This window comes from Flavobacterium frigidarium DSM 17623, from assembly GCF_000425505.1.
Classification (GTDB): Bacteria; Bacteroidota; Bacteroidia; order Flavobacteriales; family Flavobacteriaceae; genus Flavobacterium; species Flavobacterium frigidarium.
Genome location: NZ_AUDO01000008.1, coordinates 232,035 through 257,809, shown reverse-complemented (window position 1 = coordinate 257,809; position 25,775 = coordinate 232,035). Strand labels below are relative to the sequence as shown.

Annotated in this window: 20 protein-coding genes; 8 read left to right on the top strand and 12 right to left on the bottom strand. The window is 34.5% G+C overall.

Going from position 1 to position 25,775, the window contains the following annotated elements; genetic code table 11:
* The first annotated feature begins 130 nt into the window (after nt 1–130).
* The gene (locus tag H603_RS0106160; protein ID WP_026707754.1) at nt 131–385 is read left to right on the top strand and encodes a GIY-YIG nuclease family protein; all 255 of its coding nucleotides are present in this window, start codon (nt 131–133) and stop codon (nt 383–385) included.
* Between the two features lie 337 nt (nt 386–722).
* On the opposite strand, the gene H603_RS0106155 is transcribed toward H603_RS0106160, so the two are convergent.
* Complete coding sequence (locus H603_RS0106155) at nt 723–2,738, bottom strand: M13 family metallopeptidase (protein WP_026707753.1); 2,016 nt, start codon at nt 2,736–2,738, stop codon at nt 723–725.
* A gap of 497 nt (nt 2,739–3,235) precedes the next feature.
* Complete coding sequence (locus H603_RS0106150) at nt 3,236–4,090, bottom strand: leucine-rich repeat domain-containing protein (protein WP_026707752.1); 855 nt, start codon at nt 4,088–4,090, stop codon at nt 3,236–3,238.
* A gap of 412 nt (nt 4,091–4,502) precedes the next feature.
* On the opposite strand from H603_RS0106150, the gene H603_RS0106145 reads away from it, so the two are divergent.
* Nucleotides 4,503–5,645, top strand: coding sequence for a GNAT family N-acetyltransferase (locus tag H603_RS0106145; RefSeq protein WP_026707751.1), 1,143 nt, complete (start codon nt 4,503–4,505; stop codon nt 5,643–5,645).
* Here the strand turns inward: H603_RS0106145 and H603_RS0106140 are convergent.
* Entirely contained in the window at nt 5,635–6,507 is an 873-nt protein-coding gene (locus tag H603_RS0106140; RefSeq protein WP_316930252.1) for a diacylglycerol/lipid kinase family protein, read from the bottom strand. The genes H603_RS0106145 and H603_RS0106140 overlap by 11 nt on opposite strands.
* Before the next feature lie 60 nt (nt 6,508–6,567).
* Here H603_RS0106140 and H603_RS0106135 point away from each other — a divergent pair, with 60 nt between their 5' ends.
* Complete coding sequence (locus tag H603_RS0106135; RefSeq protein WP_026707749.1) at nt 6,568–7,536, top strand: App1 family protein; 969 nt, start codon at nt 6,568–6,570, stop codon at nt 7,534–7,536.
* A 139-nt stretch (nt 7,537–7,675) separates the two neighbouring features.
* Here the strand turns inward: H603_RS0106135 and H603_RS0106130 are convergent, their stop codons facing one another.
* Nucleotides 7,676–9,586 (bottom strand): ABC-F family ATP-binding cassette domain-containing protein, encoded by a 1,911-nt coding sequence (locus H603_RS0106130; protein WP_026707748.1) that lies wholly within the window; start codon nt 9,584–9,586, stop codon nt 7,676–7,678.
* A gap of 65 nt (nt 9,587–9,651) precedes the next feature.
* On the opposite strand from H603_RS0106130, the gene H603_RS0106125 reads away from it, so the two are divergent.
* A complete protein-coding gene (locus tag H603_RS0106125) occupies nt 9,652–10,038 on the top strand; it encodes a DUF983 domain-containing protein (RefSeq protein ID WP_026707747.1) in 387 nt (128 codons plus the stop codon).
* A 3-nt stretch (nt 10,039–10,041) separates the two neighbouring features.
* Here the strand turns inward: H603_RS0106125 and H603_RS0106120 are convergent, their stop codons facing one another.
* The 8 genes from H603_RS0106120 to H603_RS0106085 form a co-directional block, all read right to left on the bottom strand.
* Nucleotides 10,042–11,094: an NAD(P)/FAD-dependent oxidoreductase gene (locus H603_RS0106120; protein WP_035675543.1), complete on the bottom strand. Its 1,053-nt coding sequence runs from the start codon at nt 11,092–11,094 to the stop codon at nt 10,042–10,044.
* 89 nt (nt 11,095–11,183) lie between these two features.
* The gene (gene porN, locus H603_RS0106115; RefSeq protein ID WP_026707745.1) at nt 11,184–12,074 is read right to left on the bottom strand and encodes a type IX secretion system ring subunit PorN/GldN; all 891 of its coding nucleotides are present in this window, start codon (nt 12,072–12,074) and stop codon (nt 11,184–11,186) included.
* Nucleotides 12,075–12,118: 44 nt separating this feature from the next.
* Nucleotides 12,119–13,660: a type IX secretion system motor protein PorM/GldM gene (porM, locus tag H603_RS0106110; RefSeq protein WP_026707744.1), complete on the bottom strand. Its 1,542-nt coding sequence runs from the start codon at nt 13,658–13,660 to the stop codon at nt 12,119–12,121.
* A gap of 41 nt (nt 13,661–13,701) precedes the next feature.
* Complete coding sequence (gene porL, locus H603_RS0106105; RefSeq protein ID WP_026707743.1) at nt 13,702–14,349, bottom strand: type IX secretion system motor protein PorL/GldL; 648 nt, start codon at nt 14,347–14,349, stop codon at nt 13,702–13,704.
* A gap of 49 nt (nt 14,350–14,398) precedes the next feature.
* Nucleotides 14,399–15,790 (bottom strand): T9SS ring complex lipoprotein PorK/GldK, encoded by a 1,392-nt coding sequence (porK, locus tag H603_RS0106100; RefSeq protein WP_026707742.1) that lies wholly within the window; start codon nt 15,788–15,790, stop codon nt 14,399–14,401.
* A 204-nt stretch (nt 15,791–15,994) separates the two neighbouring features.
* On the bottom strand, nt 15,995–17,146 hold the full coding sequence (locus tag H603_RS0106095; RefSeq protein ID WP_026707741.1) for a formimidoylglutamase: 1,152 nt from the start codon (nt 17,144–17,146) through the stop codon (nt 15,995–15,997).
* Nucleotide 17,147: 1 nt separating this feature from the next.
* The gene (topA, locus tag H603_RS0106090; RefSeq protein ID WP_035675539.1) at nt 17,148–19,715 is read right to left on the bottom strand and encodes a type I DNA topoisomerase; all 2,568 of its coding nucleotides are present in this window, start codon (nt 19,713–19,715) and stop codon (nt 17,148–17,150) included.
* A gap of 166 nt (nt 19,716–19,881) precedes the next feature.
* On the bottom strand, nt 19,882–20,655 hold the full coding sequence (locus H603_RS0106085) for a DeoR/GlpR family DNA-binding transcription regulator (protein ID WP_026707739.1): 774 nt from the start codon (nt 20,653–20,655) through the stop codon (nt 19,882–19,884).
* A 153-nt stretch (nt 20,656–20,808) separates the two neighbouring features.
* Between H603_RS0106085 and H603_RS0106080 the strand changes: the two genes are divergently transcribed.
* The 4 genes from H603_RS0106080 to H603_RS0106065 are packed head-to-tail and all read left to right on the top strand — an operon-like array spanning nt 20,809 to nt 25,484.
* Entirely contained in the window at nt 20,809–22,392 is a 1,584-nt protein-coding gene (locus H603_RS0106080; RefSeq protein ID WP_026707738.1) for a glycerol-3-phosphate dehydrogenase/oxidase, read from the top strand.
* Between the two features lie 23 nt (nt 22,393–22,415).
* On the top strand, nt 22,416–23,912 hold the full coding sequence (gene glpK, locus H603_RS0106075) for a glycerol kinase GlpK (protein ID WP_026707737.1): 1,497 nt from the start codon (nt 22,416–22,418) through the stop codon (nt 23,910–23,912).
* A 25-nt stretch (nt 23,913–23,937) separates the two neighbouring features.
* Nucleotides 23,938–24,666 (top strand): MIP/aquaporin family protein, encoded by a 729-nt coding sequence (locus H603_RS0106070; protein WP_026707736.1) that lies wholly within the window; start codon nt 23,938–23,940, stop codon nt 24,664–24,666.
* A 26-nt stretch (nt 24,667–24,692) separates the two neighbouring features.
* Entirely contained in the window at nt 24,693–25,484 is a 792-nt protein-coding gene (locus H603_RS0106065; protein WP_026707735.1) for a hypothetical protein, read from the top strand.
* Nucleotides 25,485–25,775: the final 291 nt, after the last annotated feature.

Sequence of the window (25,775 nt, the reverse complement as noted above, 5' to 3'; positions counted from 1 at the left end):
CAACAACGAATAATATGGAGAGCTCATATCCGCCGCGGCGGACACAGGTTCGAGTCCTGTTCCCGCTACTAGAAAAGCTTCATAGAAATATGAAGTTTTTTTTATTTATATTTATGAGCAAAAAGCTTTTATGAATGAGTTTGTTGTTTACATTTTATATTCTGAGAAATTCCATAAAACCTATACTGGATTCACGTCTAGTATAATTGAGCGTTTCAATTCCCACAACAAACTTGGAACAAAAGGCCACACCTTGAAATTTAGACCCTGGACAGTAATTCATGTCGAATTTTTCAACTCTAAATTGGAAGCGATGAAAAGAGAAAAATATTTTAAATCTGGAGTTGGTAGAGAACGTATTCAAAAAATAATCAACAACAAATAATATGGAGAGCTCATATCCGCCGCGGCGGACACAAGTTCGAGTCTCAGCTGCGGCGGACTGCTAAAAAAGCTTCAGAGAAATCTGAAGCTTTTTTTATTTATACACTGGAGTTGGTAGAGAACGTAGTCAAAAAATAATCAATAACGAATAATATGGAGAGCTCATATCCGCCGCCGCGGACTACTAGAAAAGCATCATAGAAATCTGAAGCTTTTTTTATGCTATAAATTGACATCAAAAACCTTATAAAAAGTTGCAATTTTCAAGAAATAAAAACTGCGCAACATATATAAATACTGTTGCGCAGTTTCAAGCTTAGGTAATTAATAGATTTAAACTACCATATAGTAATCCTGTCTTCTTTCGGTAAAAACATTTTATCGCCTTCCTGCAAATTAAAAGCATTATAGAATGGAGTTGTATTCATAAGCGGTCCATTCACACGCCAGTTCGGTGGAGAATGCGGGTTATTATTAATCCACAAACGCAGGTATTCGTCTTTCATTTTCACTTTCCATATTTTTGCTATAGAGATAAAAAAGCGCTGATCAGGAGTAAATCCGTCAATTTTCTTGTTTCCCTTACCTTCATCAGTGATTTTAAATGCATCATAAGCAACTGCGATTCCAGCAATGTCAGCAGTATTTTCACCAACAGTCAAAGCGCCATTAATATGCAAATCTCCTAAAACAGTAAATGTGCTATACAAATCAGTAACCTGTTGTATTCTCGCTTTAAACTGTGCGTAATCTTCCTTTGTCCACCAATTTTTCAAGTTACCATTCTTGTCATATTGAGCACCTTGATCGTCAAAAGTATGGGTTATCTCATGACCTATAACCATTCCTATTCCACCGTAATTTAAGGCATCATCTGCATTGTTGTCAAAATAGGGCGCTTGCAAAATACCGGCGGGAAATACAATTTCATTAGCGGTTGGATTGTTGTAGGCTGTAACCGTAGGAGTTGTAGTATACCATTCTGACTTATCGACTCTTTTACCTAATTTTTGCAGTTGAAATTGATAAGCAGCCGTGGCGGCAGACACCATATTTTCAAAATAAGTATCTCTAGCAACAGTCACATTACTGTAGTCTCTCCATTTATCAGGATAACCAATTTTTTTAGTGATAGCAAATAGCTTTTCTTTTGCTTTTTGTTTTGTTACCGGACTCATCCATTCTAAATTGTCGATTCTCTTAGCGTAGGCTTTTTGTACATTATTAACCAAAGTCAACATTCGCTTTTTAGCCTCTCTAGAAAAATATTTCTTTACATATAATTCCCCCAATGCCTCACCTAAATAACCATCAACTACATTAGCCATTATTTCGCCTCGCGTTTTTTGAACCGCTTGACCTGAAAGCACTTTAGTATACTCAAACGAAGCATCTACAAATGGTTTACTTAAATCATTTGCATATCTTTCGAGAGAATTTGCTTTTAAATAAATTTTCCAATCTGCTACTGGTATTTTTTTCAATAGCTTATCTAAGGCATCATAATACTGAGGCTGCCCTACATTAATAGAATCCGTTTTTGCACCTAAATTATTTAAGAAAGCCTCCCAGTCAATATTACCGTGTCTTTTTATAAGATCAGAAACAGCTATTTTATTGTAATTAGCCTGAACATCTCTAAGTTCAACTTTTGTTTTATGCGCAGCCGCTAGTTGTTTGTCTATATCAAAAACTACATTTGCATTTTTCTTTGCTTTTTGAACATTGCTTCCCGTTTGCTCAAATAAAGTACTTAGGTATTTTTTATAAGCTTGTTGTATTGCCTTAGTCGAAGCATCTGATTTAAAATAATAATCTCTATCTGGTAATCCTAAGCCCGTTTGATACAATTGCGCAATATTCATACTGCTATTTTTTTCATCTGAGGAAACACCAAAACCTATGACTGAAGAATTATCTAATTTTACTTGATTCCCTACAAAATTCATTAGAGAAGGTACGTCAATAATTGCATCTATTTTTGAAAGCAAGGGCTTGATAGGTGTAAAACCACGTTTCTCTATTGTTATAGTATCCATTCCTGAAGCATAAAAGTCTCCTACCTTTTCAGCAACACTTCCTGAAGGATTTTTGCGCTTTGAAATACTATCTAAAATCCCTTGCAGACGCATTCTTTGTGGGAAATTCATAAACATGTAAGCGCCTACTCCAGATTGCGAAGCCGGTATTGCCACTGAATCATACCATTTGCCATTTACATATTTAAAAAAGTCATTACCAGGTCGCAACGTAGAATCAATTCCCGTTATAGTTACAATTTTTCGTTCTTGATTTTTTTTTGAGCAAGCTGTGATAGCTAGAATTGCAATGACAAGTGCTAAAGTTTTTTTCATAGTGAAATTTTTACTAATAAAACATATAGAAAAGCAAATTAGTTAGGTAATTAAAAACCTATCTAATTGGCATACTACATTATAATAGAACAAGATACAAATTTGATTCAATATCCTTAGAATTAATACTAAAATAGTTTTTTTAAGATTAGCCATAAATCTTGATGAGTTTCTACTGATATAAGTGCTCATTTTTCACATTTATTAAAAGTATTAAAAGCAGCCAGTATACTTAAAAATGCAAAACGGCATTCCTTGCTTATATTACCCAATTTTTTTTATTCGAAAAAAAGATATTTAAACTATTGACAACTAATAAAAATGCGCAGAGAAAGAAGAATCATAGCGTTACCATTTGTGTGATTATCGAATAATGTTACGAATTCACTTTTTAAATTTTGAGTATAAAAAAACCCATGAAACGAATACATGGGTTTGATTAAAATAATTTAAAACAACTACTTAAATAATTAAAAAACCAAAAAAGTTAACCAAAACTAATCTTCAGAAACCAAAGGTCTCTCTAACTCCATTGCAACGTTTAAGGTCATTGCAACTCCTTTATCATTGATCATTGTCATGTTTAACGAATCTAACATTGCTAACCTACTTGACGTTAATCCACTAAATTGATTGAAAGAAATATTCATTTCTTTTAAATTATTTAATTTCTCAATATCAAATGGTACCTGACCTTGTAATTTATTTTCGAAAAGACTTAAATTTTCTAATTTAGTTAGATTAGCAATTTCCATGCTTAATCTACCTGATAACTTGTTACTGCTTAACATTAATTTTTTTAAAGAAGCTAGTTCGTACAATGAATTAGGTAATTGCCCTTCTAATTGATTGTTAAACGCTACTAAAACTTCTAATCTAGTTAATTTCCCAATTTGTGAAGGTAATTCACCGGTCAAACCATTCATGTATAATTGTAAATTTCTTAAATTTTCCAACTCGCAAATAGCTGCTGGAATGGTACCCGCCAGCTTATTAAAAGAAAGGTCTAAAGTTCTTAAGTTTTTTAAATTCCCAACAGTTGCAGGAATAACGCCATGAAGACCATTTTTATGTAAATTTAAAATTTGAAGATCTGTTAAAGAAGCTAAATCCTCTGGAAGCTCTCCTACAAGATTATTAGAAGATAAGTTTAAGGCAACCACCTTCTCGCCAATTAACTTAACACCATACCAGGTAGAAACTGGAGCATTAAGATCCCATTTGTTTGTCCAATTTTCTCCATTTGTAGCCAAATATAAGTTCATCAAAACGGTTTTATCTGATGGAGACACCTCTGCTGTCATCGAAATTGTAGCAAAAACTGTTAATAAAAGAGTGATTATATTTTTCATAGGATATGTATTAGATCTTAATATTAACATAAAAGTAGCCATGTTTTAGTTTATCGACAAAAATAATCGACGAAATACACTATTTAAGAGTTTAAGCAAGTATAAATCCTACAGGACAGTAACAAACAATTAACAAATCGTTTTACTCAATGTATATTATTTTGGGAAATCAGCTATCTCAAATATGAGTTACTGAATACTATGGCAATCTTAGCTGCAAGAAATAAAGGAAACAAATATTTAAGATTGCAACGTATTATTTTACAACGCATTATTAACCTGATTATTAATTGCACTATATGCCATTTATAATTTACAAATAGCACAGCATATATTTAAAAAGCTAAATTGTTATTCTAAGTTTATGTAGTATTTTTGCACAATCAAAAACTAATTTAAATCCCCCTCGGTTATTTACACTTTTAAAATATACTCTTCTGTATCACAGCTACCTGATAAATGGGATTGCGTTGCAGCTGAAAACATTTTTTTAACTCAATCTTATCTTACTGTACTTGAAACATCGGGCCCTGTGAATATGATATTCCATTTTATAGGAGTATTTAAACAAGATCAGTTAGTGGGAGTAGCCGTTTCTCAATTTTTAGATTTAAGTTCGATTACCTCGTTTGGCGAAAGAGACCATCGTTTTAAGACATTGATTCGCAGCTATGCATTTAAAAATATCAGTTCAAAAGTATTAGTAATTGGGAACAACATGCTAACTGGCCAAAATGGCTACAGTTTTACAGACAAACTAGACGAAAGTCAAGGATTTACAATTTTAAAGGATGCGGTAAATAGTATTCGATCAATATTGTCTAAAAAGGGCTTGAAACCTCAATTAATCATTTTTAAAGATTATTCTAAAGTAGCCGCTTCTTTATTTGATAAAACGGTCTTTAAATCCTATTTTACCTTTACTACGCAACCTAATATGGTGTTTACTATTTCGGAAAACTGGAATAGCTTTGACGATTATCTTTCTTGCTTGAGTAAAAAATACCGAGACCAATACAAGCGAAGCAGGAAAAAGGCAGAAGACGTTTCGAAAAGAAAATTATCATTGAGCGAAATAGAAGATTATAGCGCACGCATTCATGAACTTTATATGAATGTAGCCAAAAACGCCCCATTTAATACCTTTTACTTGAGTGAAAATCATTTTGAAACTTTTAAAAGAACCTTAAAAGACAACTTTTTGTTCTATGGTTACTTCCTCGAAGACAAGTTAATTGGATTTAATACTTTGATAAAAAATGGATCTGATATAGACACTTATTTTTTAGGATATGATCAGGAGTTTCAAAAAGAAAAGATGTTATACTTGAACATGTTGTACGATATGATCGCGTATTCGATAAATAAAAAATACAGAAGAATTATTTTTGCCCGTACAGCCTTAGAAATTAAAAGCTCAGTAGGTGCGGTAGCTGTAGAAACATACGGAATGATGAAACACAGCAACCCACTACTTAATTTATTCATCGGCCGCTTCTTTCGTTATTTTGAGCCAAAATCAAATTGGCAAGTTCGCAAACCATTTAAGGAATAGTAACTTTCATTTTTGCCGCAGCCATGGAGATGTTTAAATTTGATTGCGTACCACAATATTCTCCATCGATTTGAAAACTAACCGGACGATTAACAGTAATTTTAGCCTCATCTGTAGTTATAATTTCGACATCTTCTGCTTCTATAGGCATGTTACCGGTAATAATTTTACCAAATACCATTAGATCTAAATTCTTCAAAATGATTAGTTCAAATTTCCCATCATCCATCAAACCAGATGGATTAATAACCACACCGGTACCATATTTCTTTGAATTTGCAATGACAATCATTTGAGCTTCACATTCAATTGTTGTACCGTTCACCTCGATAGTAGCGGTGAAAGGATCTTCCTTTTCTAATAAGGTTGTCACAGCTTGTAGCGCATAACCAAGTTTACCTCTTACAGCGCTATTCTCGTAATTTTTTATCAATTCTGCATTTAATCCCAGATCGCTTAAATGCAAACTTTTTGTACCGTTGATAATAATCATATCAATAGCAATATACTTGTCATTGAAAACAATTTCAAGACATTCTTCAATATCTTTTGGCAATCCTAAGTCAGTTGCTAATCCATTTGCTGAGCCAGCTGGCAGGATACCAAAAATAACATCTTCATTTTCTAGCGCCTCTGCAACTACTTTAATAGTACCATCACCACCTGCAATTATAACTCGTTCAGGATTGAACTTATCATATAAATCTTGAATATGCAAGATATCTTTCTTTCCTGAAGTTTCATACAAAACTAAATTCATTCCTAAAGCATTTACAAAATCTGTAGTTGTCTCAACAATCTCAGATTTCTCTACCCCTCCCGAAATAGGGTTTACAATTAGCAAGACATTCTTTTTCACCATTTGCTTCGTTAAGTGGTTTTTAATAATTAAATTTCGCTCTCGTCAAAAGTATTAAATAAAATGAAACCTATTTTAAAATTATATCGCGGTTATGCAAATGAGCAGGAGTTAATTGTGATGGGGCATGTTTTCAAGCCTACAAACATGAAAGATTATGATTTTCTTTCTACAAATTTTAAAAATGCTGGATCAGTAATCAACATGTACCGTATTAAAACGGATGCTAATGCTAGCGTGTATTTGAATTATAAAGGAACTGAAATTCATACTAAAACCTTGCACGACGGCTATTTTAAATTCTGCATTCCCATCGAGGCAGCTTCAAATTACGGCTGGATGGACTATGAAGTCAGTATCATTTATAAAAACGAGAGAATAGTTAGCACGGCGAGTTATATAAAGCCATATAAAGGCGATTTAGGAATCATATCTGACATTGACGACACCTTTTTAGTATCATATACCTTAAATCCGTTAAAAAAGCTCTATCACCTTTTATTTCGAAATGTTAATTCGAGAAAGATTTTTGCGGATGTCACTTCGCATTATCAAGCTTTAAGTGAAGCTGGCCGTACCAATAGCTCTGAGAAAAATGCTTTTTTTTATGTGTCAAGTAGCGAATGGAATCTGTATCGCTTTCTAGTAAAATTTACCGAAATTCATAATCTTCCTAAAGCTGTCCTGCTCTTAAAGGATATCAAGACTAGTCTTAGTAATTTTTTATGGTCTGGAAGAGGAGAACACAATCATAAATTTGAAAAGATTAAGCATATTCTTGAGTTTTACCCAGATTTAGAATATGTGCTTTTAGGAGATGACTCACAGCACGATCCTTATTTATATGAGTCAATTAGTAAAATTTTCCCATTGACTGTCAAGGCAATTTACATTAGACAAACTGGTAAATCAAAGAAAAAAAAGGTAATCGACACATTAGAAAACATAGCGTCCTTAAATGTATCTGTTTGCTATTTTGAGTCGAGCGCTACTGCAATTGCTCACTCTAAAGAAATTGGTCTCATAAAATAGTGACTAGCCCAGATAGCAATGAAAATCCTTTATATAAAAAAATCTCTTTTTACCACTTTTAAAGAGCGACTGTAAGAAGCTCCTTAAAGAGTGAAGTAAAAAAAGATTTTTGTTGTAAAGATTGTAATGAATAGCTGGATTAGCTAGCATTATCAATTTCTTCCTGTACGATTTCCCAATCAAGTAGCAGCTGCTCTAGATCGGCCTTTTTCTTATTGTAAGCTGTAAAAAACTTAGCATCCTCAACATGTTTGTCGTAGTTAGTCGCTAGCATTTTATCATCATGCTGAATGTCTCTTTCCAGCTGCTTGATTTGGCTTTCTATTTTACTCAGTTTATTATTTAATGACTTGTTTTTCTTTTGGTCTTCATAGGATGCTTTATTACTCTCCTTTGGAGCGATTGCCTTTTCTGCATCTTTTTTCTCAACTTCACGCATGTTTTCAAGGTTGCGTTGTTCTAAGAAATAATTAATATCCCCAAAATATTCTTTGATCTTTTGATCTTTAAACTCGTAAACTAAGTTTGACATACCTTGTAAAAAATCTCTATCGTGAGATACCAATAATAAAGTACCACCAAATTTTTGTAAAGCAGCTTTTAAAACATTCTTAGATTTGATATCCAAGTGATTTGTAGGCTCATCCATTAATAGCACATTGATAGGTTGCAAAAGCAATTTACAAAGTGCAAGGCGGTTACGTTCTCCCCCTGAAAGCACCTTAACCTTTTTCTCTACATCGTCTCCACGAAATAAGAATGAACCAAGCATGTCACGAACTTTCATCCTGTTAGTATCTGCAGCAGCGTCTTCCATTGTTTGTAGCAATGTGATTTCGCCATCAAGATATTCAGCCTGATTTTGTGCAAAGTAACCCAGTTGAACATTGTGTCCTAACTTGATTGTACCTTGATACTCAAACTCGTCAACAATAGCTTTTATAAAAGTAGACTTCCCTTGACCATTTTGACCTACAAAAGCGATTTTGCTTCCACGTTCAACTAGTAAGTTAATATCCTTTAAAATTGTTTTATCACCATAACTTTTGGTTACATTTTCAGCTTCGACTACTACTCTACCCGGCTCTTTTGAAACAGGAAAAGAAATATTCATCACTGAATTATCATCTTCGTCAACTTCGATGCGCTCTACTTTATCTAACTTTTTAATTAAAGATTGTGCCATAGATGCTTTTGAAGCTTTGGCACGGAATTTTTCAATTAACTTTTCCGTTTCTTCAATTTTCTTAGCTTGATTTTTTTGAGTCGCTAATTGTTTCTCTCTAATTTCATGACGCAATTCTAAATATTGAGAATACGGCTTATTGAAATCGTATGCTTTTCCTAACGAGATTTCGATAGTTCTATTCGTCACATTATCAAGAAACATTTTATCGTGAGAAACGATAACCACAACCCCTGGATAATTACGTAAAAAACTCTCTAACCAAATGATACTCTCAATATCTAAGTGGTTGGTAGGTTCATCCAGCAACAAAACGTCATTAGCCTGCAGCAATAATTTAGCAAGTTCGATACGCATTCTCCATCCTCCAGAAAAAGTCTCTGTTTGATTATTAAAAACATCTCTTTTAAAACCAAGTCCTAATAGAATTTTCTCTGTATCACCCACATAATTATATCCTCCTAAAAGATCGAAACGATGTGTGTAATCAGATAAATCTTCAATAATTTTAGAATACTCATCACTTTCATAATCGGTACGCGTGACTAATTGATGATTGATTTCTTCTAGTTTTTTCTCTACAATTTTTATTTCAGTAAACGCCTCGTATGCTTCTTCTAAAACAGTTCTCCCCTGCTCAAAATCGATGTCTTGACGTAGAAATCCCATTCGAACATCTTTCTCCTGAGAGATCACTCCAGAGTCTGGTTTGAAATCACCTGCCAACATTTTTAACATCGTTGATTTTCCTGCACCATTCTTTCCAACTAGACCAACTCGATCTCCAGCTCCCAAACGAAATGTTACTTCTTCAAATAAATAAGTACCTCCGAACGAAACGGATAAATTGTGTATATTAAGCATATTTTGTGACTAAAGTTACTTAGGCAACAATCGTAAAATTGTACCTTTGTTAAAAATTTATACAAATGTTAAAAAAAGGATCCAAACTAAATAGTATTTTAACAGGAACTTGTCCGAAATGCCAAAAAGAAAGCATGTATGAAGACAAAAATCCTTTACACCTAGCAAAAGTTTTAAAAATGAATGAAAATTGTAGCCATTGTGGTCTACATTATCAAATCGAACCTTCATTTTTCTACGGGGCTATGTATGTAAGTTATGGCTTGAATGTCGCTGTAGGAGTTGCTGCTTTTATCATATCCTTTGTATTTATAGGCTCTTCATTAAAAACAGCTTTTATTAGTATCATTGTTGCATTGATAATTTCCTTTCCATTTGTACTACGACTAGCTAGAAATATCTATATCAATATGTTCGTGTCTTATGATCCAGAGGCTACTTTAAAAAAGTAACGACTATCTATAATTTTTAGGCTTCACCCTTTGAATATTGATATCTCTTTCTATAATTTTTCCGTTTTCTATTTTACCGAATAATTCTCTCGCCATAGACGGTCCTAACATTACACCACGAGTCCCTAGACCATTTAAGACATGTACATTATTATAATCAGCATGCGTACCTATTAATGGACGACGGTCGTAAACAGTAGGTCTTACACCTGCAAAGTGTTCTATTATTTTAAAGTCGCAATCAATTATTTCTCGTATGCGTTCTAGTAGTTCTAATTTTCCTTCTTCCGTAGGTAAATCTGTTTTATCTTTCCAATTATATGTTGCTCCGACCTTGTACCGATTAGCTCCTAATGGCAAGATAAACACACTTGTATTTAATATGACATCTAATTTTAAGTCATCTGATTCAATGATAAACAACTCCCCTTTTGTACCATCAACAGGTAAAAAGCTAAAAAATGGATTCTGATGAATACCAAAACCTTCAGCAAACACAATGTGCTTAGCAGTAACGCCTTTATAGGTCACCTGATCTGCATCAATTTTTAAAGAAGAGTAATCGAATACTTCATATCTAATACTATTACTGTTTTCTAGGTACTTTTTATACTCTTTTAGCAGCGAAGCAGTATCTACATAACCAGTATGCAAAACCTCACCATAATTGTACGGTGAATCTATGCCTGAATATTTTTTGGTTATCAGCGTAGGAGATAAAAAGGGTGCTAAACCTCTTTTATCAGAGGCAGCGAACCAGTTGTTCTGTTCTTCAATCGAAAAAAACTTACGCAATATCGGTTTAGGAAAATCGAATTGAATTGCCATTTTGTCTTCTACTTTTTTGTAGAATCTTTTCATTTCTATCAGCTGTTCTTCTGCCTTCCACACTTCACTAAATCTTTTTAAAATAACTGGATTGTATAGTCCTCCTGCAATACGAGAAGATTTTTGAGAATCATTATCGAATACGACAATCGTATTGTTATTATTCAATGCTTGTTCAGCAAAAGAAATACCTGCAAGTCCACAGCCAACTATTATGTAATCAACCATAATGTAAAAAAATAAATTTAGTATTGTATGTTAATAAAAAAGACTCTTAACATTGCGATAAGAGTCTTTTTTAAAAATATTAAATGTGATTAGTAATTCCACATATCTGATTCAAAATCACGAATCTTTTCTTTGATACGCAAAGATTCTAAAAGCTGATTTTGTGAATTGTCTTTCATGTATTCATCGATTGCTCGGTCTCCATATACATTCTCTTCCTTATAAATCACGCTATTGAAACGTCTTGAATTAAGAATTTGATCGAATGAAATGGGCATTGCTGAGTTGCTATCATTAAAAGCTTTTGCTTTATGCAATACTTCTCTAGCTGATGGAAAGAATATCCAGAATAACTCGATATAATCTTTTTGCTCGCTGTTCATAGAATACACATCAGGAGTGATAGGACAAATTCCAAGTAAACGATATTTCATTTCACTTTGTCTTTTATCAAAATACCAGTATCCTTTAATGTAGTATTTAGCAACATCTTGTGCAGTTAAATCAGATCTTAAGATGTACTCTTCAGAAACGCTTTGTCCAGCATTTACTTGCTCTCTACCTACATCAGTAGTATCAATTCTACTTAGAGACGATTCAATGTCATTATACGATTTTTTGGTATTAAAATAACTGTCAGAATACACCTCAGTGATCTCTCCATTTCTAATTGCTGTTGTTAACACATCATATAAAGATCTTCTGTCAGGTCCTATGTTAGCTGCATCTATTGGGAAATATAATGGGAAATTGATTTTTTCATTCAAATCAATAACCTCCCATACCGTTTTACCCATCAAGATATCTCTGTCATGCACATAACCGTAAGACAAAGGCTTATCGTTATCAGCAATAAGTTGCGCTGCACTTTTAAGGCCTATTTCCTCAGGTGTTTTTGCATTAAGCAAATTAGATTGTGCAGAAGAAGCAAAACTTCCACCGACAGAAATAACAACAATTAAAAAATTTCTTAAATTCATCATGGTATAATATAAAATATTGACTGCTATATTAGCACTTGGTATTATTGTATTTCAAAAATTACTGGAGCAGTTCTAGGCAATAAATAACTACCAGCACCTACCAATTTTGTTCTAATCTCTGAAATCGTAACTTGGTCACCTCTTCCTGCTTTTGCAAGGACTGCTTTACATTGTGCATTTAATCTATTACCAGAAACTACAACAGTAGCTTGTCCAGAAATTTTCAAATTAAAACCTACAACATCTAATCCTACTTCAAAATCAAAATCTTCTAATTTAGCTCCAATAGTAGCAATTTCTAAGTTCGATTTAGGTCCTTTTACAATACCTGTTTCTCCTCTAATTGTTCCCGTTGGACCAGGAATTCCTTTAATTCTAAAAACTTTTCTATCCGAAGCTACTTTACCATCGCTCATTTTACCTGATACGTTGATTACTACTTCTGATCCTCCTCCAGGAGTCATTACATATCTTCCGTTACCTACTTTAGACAAACCAGGTGCCGAAGCATTAACTTGATTATCTGCAATACCTGCAAACGAAATTGTCATAGGATTTTGAACACCTCTATAAACAACATTCATTTTATCAGCAGAGATTGTAGCTGAATTTGGTCTTGGAACAACTACATACTTTCCTGTAAATGGTAATGGAATAGTTTTACCATCTTCTAGAAATGTAAACTTACCATTAAAACTTTGCTCTCCTACATTCCCTGCAGTCATACCAATAACGGCTTGCCCATTAACGATTTTACCCGGTCCAGAAAACGACGTAGGTGTAGTATTAGCATCATAACGCCCTAAAACTACTTTACCTGTAACTTGTTCTCCTTGAAAATAAGCATTTTTATTTAATACAACTATAGCCTCGTAGTTACTGTATGATGCAGCAGCAACAGCAGCTTTTCCTAATAATGTATTGTAAACATCAGTTTCTGTTTTCTTAACATCGTTTTGCCAAGCTGATAATTTTGCTAATGAAGCAACAGCAGGGAAACCTTTGAAATGATAATCTAAATAAGGAATATTAATACCGTCTTTATTTTTCACATCAGTTAAATCAAATTTAGCATTTACTTCAGACACGATAGGTGCTAATTTCTTATTATCACCTAAAGCAGCTTTCATATCTGCTTTGTACTTTTCAATAGTAGTAATAACTTCTTGTCCTTTTTGAGAATATCCCTCAGAGCTAAACCAGGCATTATCTAAATTATCTGCCTTGTCCATTTCCTCATAAGGAAGTTTACCCGTTTCAGGATCTACTTCAATTCCTGCAACCACTTCAGATTTTAGACCTCCAATGTATGCGTAAAACGCTTTTGTAATACCTTCTACTTTGTGAGCTGTAACTGAAGCTGCATTAAACTCTCCTCCTGCCTCAGCAGCCTTAGCATCTAAACCCATTAACATTTGGTTATTAGATTGCTCAGCAGATATATTTGAACCTTCAAATTTTTCATTCATTAATCCAAAAGCTGATAAAACTTCTTTGGACATATTAAGTGCTAACATCGCGATAAAAACCAAGTACATTAGGTTTATCATCTTCTGTCTAGGTGTTTGTTTTCCTCCAGCCATATTCTTTAAATTAGTTTATTAATTATAGTTTAAGAAACCAATTATTTAGTACCCATTGCTGATAACATACCACCATAAACATTGTTCAATGAAGACAAGTTAGTTGTAAGTGATTGCATTTGCTCTTTTAATTTCAAGTTGTTTTCAGCAACCTCCTCATTAATTTGTGCATTCTTAGCTGCAGATTGCAATTGTATTTTATATAAGCTATTTAAAGATTCCATTTGAGCTGCTGCCAATGTCAATTCTTCACTATATTTTTTAGTAGACGCAATTGAATCAACTGTAGGTGCGATCCCTTTAGCTGCTGATTCAAAATTTTTAATGCTGTTTCCTAAGCTAGCCATTAACGCTCCGTCAATTTTAGCGTCTTTCAACATTGCATCTAATTTTTGAGAAAGCATCCCTTGAGTTTCAGCAGGAGCTGCCTCTACTTTTACAACTTGTTTTCTTGCTTGACCATTTTTCAATTCAGGGTAAACTAATGCCCAATCATATTCTTCATCTACTGGCTCAAATGCTGATAAAGCAAAGATAAGCGCTTCGACTACTAGACCAATTGTTAACATTCTATTTCCCGTGATAGGTCCTATTTCAATATGTGTAATTTTGAATAACGCTCCAATAATTACAACTGCTGCACCCATTCCGTATGCGAAATTCATTGCTTTTTTGCCTAGTACTGCCATAATTCGAATTTTAAGGTATTTATAAAAATTTAATAGATTTGGATTAATTTTATTTTCTTTTTGATGTAGTTTGAATTCCCATGTAATCTTGAACTGTTCTAAAACCGATAAAGCTTCTAGCAGAATCAGCATATTCAAAATCTCTTGTACTTACTTGTAAGAAGTAAGCAACATCTTTCCAAGAACCACCACGAACAACTTTACGTTTGTTTGAAGCGTCTAACACATTTGGATTCATTGTAGATACGTACTCGTATGCATTAGGATTATAAGAAGAATCCGTCCATTCTGCTACGTTTCCTGCCATATTGTATAAGTTATACCCGTTAGGAGCAAATGATTTTGCCTCAACAGTGTACAAAGCATCGTCTGCAGCATAATCCCCTCTGTTAGGTTTGAAGTTAGCTAAAAAACAACCTTTATCATCTCTTGTATACGGACCACCCCAAGGGTATGAAGCTGACTCAAGACCTCCTCTTGCAGAATATTCCCATTCTGCTTCAGTAGGTAATCTAAATGAGTTGATTTGATCGCGCCCTTTTTTCTTAGATTTGATATATGAATTTTTATATAATGTTCTCCAAGCACAAAAAGCTTTAGCTTGCGTCCACTTCACTCCAACTACTGGATAATCTCCATAGGCTTTGTGCCAGAAATAATCGTTATGCATTGGTTCGTTATAAGAATAAGCAAAGTCCTTAATCCAAACAGTAGTGTCAGGATAAATTTTAACCTCTTCATTTCTAACAAAATCCCTTCTTTCTCCAACTTTAGCTTTGGCTGCGGCTTGAATATCCATCCATGAGTAACGGAATTTCAATTTGTTAACATCAATAGTTCTTAAACCATTGTAAGATGATTCTATTGGTAAATACATTGAATCCATTACTTCAGTGTAATATTCATCAGGATACAACTGAGGATCTTTAATTAATTTGATTTTTTTATTCAATCGTCTTCCAGCGTAAGGATCATCATCTGTTCCTAAACTATAATAGTTATCATTCATGTATTTATCGTATACACTCATTTTATCTGGATCTGAATCATTGAAAGCATAGTCACCTATACTACCACCTTTGCTACCTTTACCACTTGAAGCGGTCAAACCATAACTATCAGCCAAAATAGCCAATTTAACACGTATTGTAGAATCTTTAACCCAGTCAACAAATTGACGGTATTCACTATTCGTAATTTCAGTTTCGTCCATGTAAAATGAACGCACAGTAACCGTTTTTGTTGGCGCATCTTGTACATTAGCAACATCTTGATCAGATCGACCCATAATATAAGATCCCCCAGGAACCAATGTCATTCCATAAGGTTTCTCGGGATTCCATTTCCCTCCGTTAGTTCCTACTAACTCCCCTCTGTCTCCTGCATTACCACAGCTATTTAATAATGTCAAAATTGCAACAAACGCAACGAGATTCTTCATATAATTCAGATTATAAATTCATTATAATTTATAGGATTACGACTACTATTGCAATCTAGTTATCCTATCGCACAAAAATATTTTGAAAAATTTATCTAACAAAATATTAGTTCTTTCGTACAAACGTAAATAATTATTTTAAATAAAAAAACATTTTATCTTACCTACTTTAACTTAATTCGTCATATGCCTGAAATATTAACACTACAGCGTGTTTTTTCTTTGGGCTTTCCACCATCGCTCTGGTAGTTCTTGATTACAGGCGGATAAGTACTCTTCGTAAGAACAAGGTAATAACGTATTTCTTTTTAACTTATTGTTACTATTTGAAACAAAGGGTATCTCAATCCACCATCTATCCGTCTTATCACTTTTAAAGAATATTAACACTTCCTCTTCTACTGGAACAATATACTTGATATAGTTATCTCGAGTCCCAAAGGGATACTCATTAGACCTATAGTGAAAGCCTTCGATAAAATACCAGATAATTTGAGCAACTAAGGCTGATTCTTGAATTGAACCATTGTGATTAAAAATCCCAAACATCGAAACCTTATCACTAATTCCAGCATATCTGGCTAATGCACAAATTTCCTTACCATTAAAACCATTGGGAGCAAAATTAGTGAAATTACCAGAATCTGATGATTTTACCGCTGTCAAATCTAAACTAACTATATCAGCATCTCTAAAAACGGGTTCTGCTAATGCAATATTATGTGATACCTCTCCTAATCGATAAGCATCAAAAAATAATTTTTCGATTAAATCTATTTCTTCTTGAGAATTATAATAGGTCTGGTAACCTATGTTGCAATAATTAAACAAATTATTGGGTTCGTCAATGATCACTTTTGTTAAATATGATCCTGCTAGCGCACCTCCATCTTCCTTTCCAAAATCAAATTTACTATCGACAGCGACTAAATTCACCATCTGCTCCAGTTCATCATAAGCTCTATAAAGCGCATATGTCAAATCTTGAGAACCTCCTATAACAATAGGAACAACTTTATTTTTAATCAAAGTTGCAGCCACTTTTCGAAGGGCAAAGTAGGTATCGGTAGTTGCATCACCTGCTACAATATCACCAAGATCTGCGATTGAAGCATCCCAGTTACCAGGAAACATACTGTAAAGTTCTTTTCTTATTGCAAATAAATCAACTTCTGTGCTTACTGTCTCTGCACCACGGTTTTCCAACACCCCAATTACTGCAATTATAATTTTACTTAAATCAGGGAACTGCTCTTCTGTATGAAAAACCACTTTACTACCAAACTGTTGTGAAGAATACGCTTCTAACGTTTCTAAAACATCACCTTGAATAGGTCTTAAAAAATCAAATTCCATTTTATTTCTTTTTAGCTACTGGTTTTTTTACAGCTGCTTTTTTTGTTGTAGTTGCTTTTTTTGTTGTAGTTGCTTTTTTTGCTGGAGCTTTTTTTGTTGTTGCTTTCTTCGCAGCAATTTTCTTAGCTGGAGTTTTTGCAGCAATCATTTCTTGAACTTGCTCCAATGTAAGCTTAGCTGCTTCAACATCTTTACTTAATTCGATTTTGATTTTCCCTTTAGTAATCGTGGAGCGTCCCCATCGCGCTTTTTCCACAAGAATCCCTTCTTCTTCCCAATTATGAATCACTTTATCAATGTTCTTTTGGATTTTATCTTCGATTAAGGTTTCGATATCTGTTTGAGAAAGATTATCAAAATCATATTTTTTATTTACGTTGATAAACATTCCGTCCCATTTGATAAATGGACCAAAACGACCGGTACCTTTTTGTACTCCTTCACCTTTATAAACTGCTATTGGAGCATCCGCAAGCGCTTTTTCGTCAATAAGCTCTTTTGCTCTATCAAAATCAACATCTAGTGGATTCTCCCCTTTTGGCAGAGATACGAAAGCCGCTCCATGACGTATGTATGGGCCATAGCGACCGTTACTTACCTCAACTTCTTCTTCCTTGTACACCCCTAAATTTTTAGGCAGTAAGAAAAGATTTAGTGCTTCTTCTAGATTAATATTTCCAATATTTTGATCTGACATCAAACTAGCAAATTTTTTATCCTCGTCATCTGCAGCACCAATTTGAGCCATAGGTCCGAATTTCCCTAAACGCACCGAAACTGGTTTCCCTGTATTCGGATCTGTACCTAGAATACGTTCTCCACTTTCTCTTTCAGCATTTGCTTCGACATCTTTTACTGTAGGGTGAAACTGATCATAAAATTCTTTCATCATGATAGCCCAATCTACATTTCCTTCGGCTATTTCATCAAAATCTTGCTCAACCTTTGCAGTAAAGTTATAATCTAATATGTTTCCGAAATTCTTAACCAAGAAATCCGTTACGATTGTACCAATATCTGTAGGAACTAATTTTCCTTTGTCAGAACCTGTATTTTCTTTGAGTAATTTTTCGTCTACTTTATTCGCTTGCAAGATTAACTGCGTATAATTACGCTCTTGACCATCAAGATTTCCTTTTTCAACATAATTTCTATTAATGATAGTAGAGATAGTTGGAGCATAAGTAGAAGGACGACCAATACCTAATTCCTCTAATTTCTTCACTAATGAAGCCTCAGTATATCTAGCCGGTGGCCTTGTATATCTCTCTGTAGCAGTAATAAAGTTGTTAAGTAATTTCTCATTTACCTTCATAGCAGGAAGCATTCCTTCTTGCTCCTCTTCATCATCATCATGACCTTCAAGATACACTTTTAAGAAACCTTCAAAAAGCAATACCTCTCCCGAAGCCGTGAATAACTCGCCGTGATTATTAGCTTCAATTTTTACATTTGTTCTTTCTAATTGCGCATCACTCATTTGAGAAGCTAGCGTTCTTTTCCAAATCAAATCATACAAACGAGCCTGATCTCTATCAATATTCACCGTGTGACGCGACATATCAGTAGGACGTATCGCCTCGTGCGCCTCTTGAGCACCTTTACTTTTATTTGTAAATGTTCTAGGCTTAGAAAATTCCTTACCATACGATTTGATAATTTCAGCTTGAGCAGCATCCATAGCATCTTTTGATAGATTCACACTATCTGTTCTCATATAAGTAATCAGTCCGGCCTCGTATAATCGTTGTGCTAATTGCATTGTAATCCCTACCGGTAAATACAATTTACGTGCAGCTTCCTGTTGTAAAGTCGAAGTCGTAAATGGCCCCGTAGGTGATTTTTTTGTGGGTTTTGTTTCTAAATCAGAAACTTTATAAGTAGACCCTATATTTTTACTCAAGAAGTCTTCAGCTTCTTTTTTAGTTGTAAAGTTTTTAGGAAGTTTTGCTTTAAATGATTTTCCTGCTTCATTAGTAAACTCAGCAACAACTGAATAACTAGCTACAGGATTAAAATTTTGTATATCACGTTCTCTCTCAACAATCAACCTCACTGATACTGATTGTACACGACCTGCAGAAAGTCCGCCCTTAATTTTTCTCCACAAAACTGGAGATAGTTCGTACCCAACAAGTCTATCTAAAACACGACGCGCTTGCTGTGCATTTACTAAATTGTAGTCAATCTCTCTAGGATTATCAATCGCTTTCAGGATTGCAGTTTTTGTAATCTCGTGAAAAACAATACGTTTTGTTTTTTTAACGTCTAACTTTAATTCTTCGAATAAATGCCAAGAAATAGCCTCACCCTCGCGATCCTCATCACTTGCTAACCAAACCATTTCGGCTTTCTTAGCCAGTCCTTTCAATTTTGTGACTAAAGCTTTTTTATCAGATGAAACTTCATACTTAGGTTTGAAATCATTTTCAACGTCAACACCTATTTCTTTAGAAGGTAAGTCGGCGATATGGCCGTAACTTGACTCTACCTGATAATCACTACCAAGAAATTTCTCTATTGTTTTTGCTTTTGCTGGGGACTCAACTATTACTAAATTCTTTGCCATTGCTCTATTTTTCTCGGACAAAAGTAGAAGTTTTTTTTAAATATTGGGCTTTTGAAAAATTTTAAAATATTTTAAAAACAAAAACTCAGTCAACAAAGTATAAAAATATCGTTTTCGCAATTGGTTTAAATGTAAAATAAAACACAGTATATATTAAGGTATAACATTATTCTACCGCAGCAACAATAACATCGATTCCCAGCTCCTCTAGTTTCAATTTTGTTTCACTGTCGATACCACTATCTGTTATTAGAATGTCAATTTTTGTCAATTCGCAAATTTTCCCAAACCCTCTTACATTCATTTTTGTAGAATCTGCCAGCACGATTACCATTTCAGCAACATCAATCATTGTCTTATTTAAATGTGCTTCTAAAGCATTTGAAGTACTTAATCCAAATTCTAAATCAACTCCATCTGCACCTAAGAATAATTTGTTGCAAGAAAATTGCCCCAAAGTAGCTTCAGCTATTGGACCTACCGCCGATGTCGAACTATTACGAATATCTCCACCCAACTGAATCGTATCTACATTAAGTTCTTTACACAATTCTAAAGACACTTTCAAAGAAGGAGTTAATACCGTTAGTTTTTGAAAACCTTTGATAATTCGAGACAAATAATGAATATTAGATCCTGATGCCAAAATAATATAATCATTATTAGATATATACTTTAATGCTTCATTTGCAATTTCTTTCTTTTGTTCTACTTGCAATGTCTCCTTGTCATTTACATCTCTCTCATATGCATAGATTGGCTGTTGACTAGCACCTCCATGGGTGCGATGTAAAAGCTTTTGATTTTCTAAAAAGTTCAAATCCTTTCGAATGGTTACGGTTGAAACATTATGAGTTGCGCATAAATCAACTACATTAACATAGCCCTTTTGATTCAACTCTTTTAATATATCTTCTTGTCGTCTATTGATTATAGCCATGTTCTTGCCTAAATATTAATTTTTCTTCGATTTAAAGGTACAAAAATAAACTTCAAAAAATTATTTCACTTTATTTAATTTGGTTTCGTTTTATTTCATTAAGTTTGTTATTCGAAATAAAACGAAAGAATTAAACGACTTATACCACACACAATGAAACTATCTGAACAATTATCAAAACTAAAACAAACTCCAGAATGGGATGTAATCATTATTGGTGGAGGCGCTAGTGGTCTTGGGACTGCACTAGACGCTGCTAGTAGAGGATACAAAACGATATTGGTTGAAGCAGTAGATTTTGCAAAAGGAACATCAAGCCGAAGCACAAAACTTGTTCACGGAGGAGTGCGTTATTTAGAGCAAGGTGATGTTTCACTTGTTAGAGAAGCATTAAAAGAAAGAGGTTTACTAGCAGAAAATGCTGGTCACTTAGTTAAAAACCAATCTTTTGTTATTCCTAATTACAATTGGTGGGGTGGCTATTTTTACACTGTTGGCTTAACTATTTATGACATGCTTGCTGGAAGGCTAAGTTTAGGTAAATCAAAATATATTTCGAAAAAGAAAACTATCGAATTACTTCCTACTGTTGAGCAAAAAGGATTAGTAAGCGGAGTTGTTTACCAAGATGGACAATTTGACGACTCACGTTTAGCAATCAACATTGCACAAACTGCTGTAGAAAAAGGAGCTTGTTTATTAAATTACACGAAAGTTGTTAATTTACTGAAAGACAATAACAACCAAGTTACCGGTGTTCAAATAAAAGACCAGGAAACGGGAGAATTACATGATTTAAAAGGAAAAGCTATCATTAATGCCACTGGAGTTTTTACCAATGCGATAATGAAACTAAACGATACGGTCTATAAAAAATACATTGTACCAAGTCAAGGTATTCACTTAGTGTTTGACAAATCATTTTTACCTAGTGACCACGCTTTAATGATTCCTAAAACTAGCGACGGACGCGTTCTGTTTGCTGTGCCATGGCATGATAAAATAGTTGTAGGAACAACAGATACTTTGATAAAAAGTCACAGCCTTGAGCCTATCGCATTAGAAAAAGAAATCGAGTTTGTACTTGAAACTGCGCAACGCTTTTTGGCTAAAAAACCTACCCGTGCTGATGTACTTTCTGTTTTTGCTGGTTTACGACCACTTGCTGCTCCAGAAAAAGAAGGCAAAAGCACTAAAGAGGTTTCTAGAAGCCACAAAATATTTGTATCAGACACTGGTTTGATTACTATTACTGGAGGAAAATGGACGACATATAGAAAAATTGCCGAAGACATTATCGACAAAGCGATATCAGAAAAAAAATTACCTAAGAAAGAATGTAAAACAGAACACATCTCTATTCACGGTAACCAGCCTACAACAACTATTGATCGTGAAAACCACCTATATATTTACGGAACTGACATCCCTAAAATCTTGGCGTTGCAAAATGAGAGTCCTGCGATGAGTGAAAAACTACATCCCGATTATGATTACACAATTGCAGAAGTAGTTTGGGCAGTACGTTATGAAATGGCTAGAACAATTGACGATGTACTATCGAGAAGGGTTCGTTTATTATTCTTAGACGCTCGTGCAGCAGTCTCAGTATCTGAAAAGGTAGCAAGAATAATTGCAAAAGAATTAGGACATGATGAAGCCTGGATTCAAGATCAAGTAGCTCAATTTAAAGCTCTAGCAAACGGATTTTTATTAACCGAATTCAAATTAAATTAATTAACCACCACATACAAAAAATCATGAAAGACAAATTAATCTTAGCACTTGATCAAGGCACAACGTCTTCAAGGGCAATTGTGTTTAATCGCAAAGGGGAAATTGTAAAAATTTCTCAAAAACCATTTGAACAAATTTTTCCCAAACCAGGGTGGGTAGAACACGATCCTAACGAAATTTGGTCTTCTCAAATTAGTGTTGCTGCAGAAGTAATTGCTAAAACAGGAATCAATGGTAAAGAAATTGCCGCAATAGGAATTACAAATCAGAGAGAAACAACAATTGTTTGGGATAGAGAAACAAGCGAACCAATATATAATGCAATTGTATGGCAAGATCGTAGAACTGCAAAATACTGTGACGAGTTAAAAGCACAAGGTCATGCTGAGATGATTCAAAAGAAAACAGGTTTGCTTCTTGATGCTTATTTCTCGGGTACGAAAGTGAAATGGATTCTTGACAATGTTCCCGGTGCTCGTGAAAAAGCAGAACAAGGAAAGCTATGTTTTGGAACTGTAGATACTTGGTTGATTTGGAAACTTACACGTGGCGCGATGTTCATGACTGATGTCTCTAACGCAAGTAGAACATTATTATTAAACATTCACACTTTAGAATGGGATGATGAATTGCTAGAGTTATTTGACATCCCTAGAGCAATGTTACCAGAGGTAAAACAAAGTAGCGAAATATACGGCGAAACGTGTACGACTCTTTTTGCTACAAAAATTCCTATTGCAGGTGTAGCTGGAGATCAGCAAGCAGCACTTTTTGGCCAACTTTGTACAGAGCCAGGAATGGTTAAAAACACTTACGGAACAGGATGTTTTATGTTAATGAACACGGGAGACAAACCTGTTTATTCTAAAAACAATTTACTGACAACAGTGGCTTGGAAAATTAATGGAAAAACTACTTATGCCTTAGAAGGAAGTGTATTTGTAGGGGGTGCAGCAGTGCAATGGTTGCGCGATGGCGCTAAAATGATCGAAAAATCAGAAGATGTTGAAGAGCTAGCGTTACAAGTACCTGATAACGGGGGTGTATACTTCGTTCCAGCATTAACAGGTTTAGGTGCACCACACTGGGATCAATATGCCAGAGGAGCTATTGTAGGAATCACTAGAGGAACCACAAACGCACATATTGCACGTGCTACGCTAGAAGGAATTGCTTACCAAGTTTATGACCTCGTGAAAGCAATGGAAGGTGATTTTGGAAAAAAAGGAAAAGAGCTGCGTGTTGACGGAGGAGCTGTCTCAAATAATTTACTCATGCAATTTCAATCAGATTTATTTGATTTTAATGTCGTTAGACCTAAAACTCTTGAGACAACAGCATTAGGAGCAGCTTACTTAGCAGGACTAGCTATAGGTTACTGGGATAGTATTGATGATTTACAACAACAATGGTCAATTGACCGCGAATTCAAACCTGAGATGCCTCGCGATGAAGTGGACAAGCTAGTTCATAACTGGGATAGAGCTGTAGGTCGCGCAACAAACTGGATCGAAGATTAACTAACCTACCAAAAACATAAAAAATATGACACCATTTATTGCAGAGATTATTGGGACGATGTTGATGATATTATTGGGTAACGGAGTCGTTGCCAATGTTGTGCTTACAGGTACAAAAGGACATAATTCAGGATGGATTGTAATTACTACAGCTTGGGCTTTTGCCGTATTTGTAGGTGTAGTAGTTGCAGGACCTATTAGTGGTGCCCATCTAAATCCTATCGTAACTCTTGGTCTAGCCTTAGTAGGAAAATTTGCTTGGAGCCAAGTTGCTTCATACGTTCTTGCGCAAATGATTGGTGCAATGATAGGTGCTTTTTTAGTTTGGCTTTCACACAAAGACCACTTTGCAGCCACTGAAAGCGAAGAAGGAAAACTAGCTTGTTTTAGCACAGGTCCAGCGATTCGTAATTACAGCTCGAATTTAATTAGCGAAATCATCGGAACTTTCGTTTTGATATTTGTGATATTTTACCTTTCTGGTCCAGATTTAAGTATTGCAGCCGCTGCAGATGCTAAAATAGGATTGGGATCTATAGGTGCCTTGCCAGTAGCCATTCTTGTATGGGTAATTGGGTTGAGTCTTGGTGGAACTACAGGTTATGCCATTAATCCTGCCAGAGATTTGGGTCCGCGTATTATGCACACTCTTTTATTCAAGGCAAGTAGTGACTGGAGTTATGCTTGGGTACCTATTGTAGGACCCATCGTAGGATCTTCATTAGCTGCATTGCTTTATATTATGCTCACCTAACAATCCCCTACTAAACAAACCGATACATGAAAAACCAAATTATTGCCGCTGTAATGCTACTTACAGGGTTAGCAAACTACGGTCAAAGCTCAACTGCTATTGATACCGTAGCTGTAGATAAAAAAGAAATAAAACCTTCACGATTAGACTTTAATGTAGGATTAGAAACTAGTCATTTATGGAGAGGCCTCGTAATTAATGATGGGATGACCGCCACGGGAAATATTCATTATGCGTTAAATGAGAGCCAAACCTTTAAAGTCGGTTTCTGGGGTGGTGCAGGTTTTGATGGAAATTATCGCGAAATAAACTATTATGTACAATACCAAAAGAATAATCTATCCATTGCATTATGGGACTTATTTAATACCACTGGAATTGCTACCCCTAAAGTTTTTAATTATGATAAATTGACCACCACTCACATCATTGATTTAAGAACATCGTATCGTTTTCCAGAGTCTTTCCCTCTAAGAATTGAAGCCGACGTTCTTTTATACAGTGGTTTGAACGACCGTGAATTAAATAGTGACAACGACTTTCAAAGTAGACACTCTACTTATGTAGAATTAAGCTACCCTTTGATTAGAGATCAAAAAGTGAATTTAAATGCTTTTATAGGAGCTGCTTTTCCATTAAATGGAAGCAAACACCTATTTACAAACAAAGTGGCTAGCGATTTTGATATTGTAAATACCGGTATTAAAGCTACAAAAGACATTGAAATTTTTAATTACCACTTGCCTGTTTCGGCTACAGCAATGTGGAATCCTTCGAACAAAATTGCCCGAATTCAACTGGACGTAAGTCTGTTTTAAAATTAGAAATTTTAATTTGTTACTTAAAAGCTTCCTTATATCTAAGGGAGCTTTTTTGTTTTCTAGAACAGCACACTCCCCTAGCCTGGATAGAAGTGAAAAGCTCGCAGCAAAAAAAGCTGCTATTTTAAGTACTATAAAAGCGACTGAAAGAAGCTCTTTATACTACTTTAAAAATAGTGCTTATTTCGTGAGACCTTGAAACGGATAGCCAGAAGCAGCTCCTAAAACCAAGTATTGATAATTAAAAAAAACTATGTTAAATCTTCGGCTGACATCTTGTCATAATGT